The organism is Candidatus Infernicultor aquiphilus, from assembly GCF_002784285.1.
GTDB lineage: Bacteria > Atribacterota > Phoenicimicrobiia > Phoenicimicrobiales > Phoenicimicrobiaceae > Infernicultor > Infernicultor aquiphilus.
In genome coordinates, this window is the sequence record NZ_PFKO01000015.1 from 1 (window position 1) to 3,543 (window position 3,543).

A 3,543-nucleotide genomic window follows, 5' to 3' on the forward strand; every position below is an offset into this window, starting at 1 on the left:
TGACCTTCCCATTAATCATATCTACTATCATGCGTGCAACCCGTTTGCCCATCTCTTCTTTTGGATGCTTAATAGTGGTCAACTTTACCTCAGTAGCAACTGCTAAATTTGAATTGTCATATCCTACCAATGAAATATCCCCAGGAATCTTTAAGTTACTACGACGGATAGCCTCCATAACCTGAATAGCTATTTGGTCATTATAACAAACAATAGCAGTTGGTCGATTTTTTTTCTGCAACAAGTTTATAGTAAAATGGTAGGGATAAGAAAACATCTGCTCAGTTTCATAATTGCCTAAAAATTCATTATTTACAGTAACCTTATATTTATTTAAGGCAGACAAAAAACCAGCCTGTCGTCTTATGCCTTGTAAATCATCAGATTTAAATATTCCAGCTATATCTTTATGACCTAACTTTAATAAATATTGTGTAGCAAGAAAACCGCCTTTTTCGTCATCCATAATTATATAGGCGGAATCTAAATCAGGATATATGGCATGTAACAGTATATAGGGGATATTGCGTTTATCTAGTTCCTGAAAATATTCTTGATTGATATTTGGTTTAGCACTTTTTGTTGGCTCCACAATTATGCCAGATATATCTTGTTCTAAGAATCTTTTCATACATTCTGCTTCTTTGCGTTTATTATTGCCGGTACTGGCAATGCTAAACGAAAAACCTAATTCAGATAATATTTTTTCAATGCCTCTAATAATAGAGGGAAAAATATAGTTAGAAATATAGGTGGTTAGAACCGCTATTTTCTGCTCTTTTTTATTTCCTCGATAAGCGCAAAAAGTACCTCTTCCCTGTTCTCTATATATCCATCCTTCATTTTCTAACTCACTAAAAGAATGACGAACCGTATGTCTGCTTATTTTAAACTGACGGACAAGATCACTTTCTGAAGGTAACTTTTGCGTCGGTATAATCTCTCCATTTTGAATCATCTGCTTTAAGTATTCTTTTAGCTGATAATATTTCGGCAAATGATTATCCGGTTTTATCATTTTTTCTTTTCTCCAAATCAATAAAAAATAAATGTATATTCTGTTTTTTTTACTTCATCACTTTTAAGAGCCCAAATATTTGCTATCCATACTTACAATATTCCCAACTTTAAAATTTAGGCAAATGGATTTTCGTTTCTATATAGTAGATTTGAAGGTTGATTAAAAGCTACATCATTTATACCCAGTATCTTCATAGTTTCAAATAAAACTTTGCCTACATGTTTAAATGCTATACCGGTATGATGGGGAAATCTTTTGGCAATAAGTATATGGCGATAGAACCTGGCCATTTCTTTAACAGCAAATACACCAATTCCTCCAAAGGATTTCGGATTTATATCAAGTACTTCACCCTGAGCCATGTAACTCTTTAATTTACAATCAGCAGTACCTTGCAGTCTGAATATTGTAATATCTCCAGGAATTATGATTCCTTCAAGGGTACCTCTGGAAATATCAGGTTCTTTATTTGGCTCAAGAAATTTATGCATAATTAACTGGTATTTCATCTCAGCATTCTTTATATAACAAATGGGAGTATTTCCACAATGGAATCCCATAAATAGGTCGTTTAGTTTATAATTCTCTACCTTTTTCCTATTTTCTTCATACATATCCTTCGGTACTGTATTGTTTATATCCAAAAGTGTAGCTGGTAAATTAGTAGCCAGAGTAATTATATATTCACTCAATGCTCCATATATGTCTGTTTCGCAAGATATAGGTATTCCTCTCATAGCAAACCTTGAATTCACATAACAAGGCACAAATCCAAATTGAGTCTGGAAAGCAGGCCAACACTTATTAGCAAATATTGCAAATTCAGATGCCCCAAGGTTCTGCTCTATCCCATCTTTTAGTGTAAGCTCATACTGTGCAAGTTTGGACAGTATTTTTGGATATCTGTTTCCATCACCCAATTCTTTTTCCATATTTTTAACTACTTCTGATATTCTTGAATCATTTTCATGATTATTAAAAGCTTTGAAAAGATCCAACTCTGAATTTTCCATTATTTCTATACCTAAATCATACAGGGGTTGTATAGGCGCGTTACAGGCAAGGAAATCCTGAGGTCTGGGGCCAAAGCTTATTATCTTGAGTTTTTTGAGTCCCAGTAATATTCTAGCGATATTTTCAAAGTCCAATATCATTTCTGCTATCTCTTCAGCCGTACCAACAGGATATTCAGGAATATAAGGATTTAATTTTCTTAGCCCTAAATTATATGAAGCGTTCAGCATACCGCAATATGCATCTCCGCGATCATTTACTAAATTCTCTCCAGTTTCTTCTGCCGCGGCAACAAACATAGTAGGTCCTGAAAACTTTTGAGCAAGCATTGTTTCTGGGCCTTCAGGGCCAAAATTACCCAGATATAATACCAATGCATTAACTTCTGCCTCTTTCAAATCTTTTAAGGCCTTTAAAACATCTTTTTCGTTTTCAACAGTTGTCTTAATTTCCTTAATTGAAACTCCCCTTTCGCTGCACGCTTTTATAACAGCTTCTCTCCTACTTTTACTAAGTTCAATAGGAAAACAGTCACGACTTACAGCAACTATCCCAAGTTTTATTTTAGGAATGTTAATCATTTAAATCCTCCCTTAAATTATTGATAATCCTCTGACGTCCTTCAACGCAAAGTTTTAAGTGAAAAAACGTTGGCTCCTTAAATAGTTTAAATTTCATATCACTCCCTTTTACTTCATAATATTACATTATCTATATCTTATTTTCTACCTTATTTTCTTCTCTTTGCTAAGGTATGAATAGTTACTGAAGCTATGATTAAAACCCCGCAAACAAATTGTGTCCAGAAACCAGAAAGGCCTGCAGCAACAATACCTGCTTCTAAAGAACCAATAACAAATGAACCAATGAAAGTACCCTCGATACTAGCTTCTCCACCAAACATAGAAGTACCGCCCACAAAAGCAGCAGCCATTACCATCATTATATATCCTTCTCCCATGGTCGGCCACCAGGTTCTCATCCGGTAACAACTTAGTATCCCGGCAAAGGAAGCCATAATTCCCATCAATATAAAAACCATTATTTTTACTCTATTTACATTTACACCCATCATTCTTGCAGCTTCCCGATTATCACCTATAAATAACACATGTTCACCAAACTTGTGTCTAAAAAGTAAGAAATAGAAGAAAATTGTTATCCCTATAAACCAAATTGACTGAACCGGAATTACTCCTAACTTTTCAGCAAATATTTTATAGGAAATAGTTTTATCTAATGCTACTGTCTTAGCTAAACCATTAGATATAATATTACTAAAACCCCTGATTAAAAATTGCATACCTAAGGTAGCTACAATTGAAGGAATACCTATTGATGTAACTAAGGTTCCGTTTATAAACCCAACTATTACACCGGATAAAAGGCTATATATTAAAGCTAATATAACACTACCTGTAGCCTGAAATGTGCTGGTAAAAATAAAGCCTGATAAGGCCATAGTCGACGGAAAGGAAAGATCTATTTCACCCATAGCCAGTACAAAA

The 3,543-nt window shown here is 34.2% G+C and carries 3 protein-coding genes; all 3 read right to left on the reverse strand.

Annotated elements, in window-relative coordinates:
* The coding region (locus tag COZ07_RS00420; protein ID WP_406606646.1) for a GntR family transcriptional regulator at positions 1-1,018 on the reverse strand (1,018 nt) is incomplete at its 3' end.
* Positions 1,019-1,134: 116 nt separating this feature from the next.
* Positions 1,135-2,616: an L-fucose/L-arabinose isomerase family protein gene (locus COZ07_RS00425; protein ID WP_406606647.1), complete on the reverse strand. Its 1,482-nt coding sequence runs from the start codon at positions 2,614-2,616 to the stop codon at positions 1,135-1,137.
* 149 nt (positions 2,617-2,765) lie between these two features.
* Positions 2,766-3,543 (reverse strand): ABC transporter permease (locus tag COZ07_RS00430; RefSeq protein ID WP_406606648.1); only part of this gene is annotated, 778 nt, incomplete at its 5' end.

What these genes read in the sequence shown, in the direction of transcription:
- COZ07_RS00425 (WP_406606647.1), bottom strand. Translation starts at nt 2,616, where the DNA reads ATGATTAACATTCCTAAAATAAAACTTGGGATAGTTGCTGTAAGTCGT.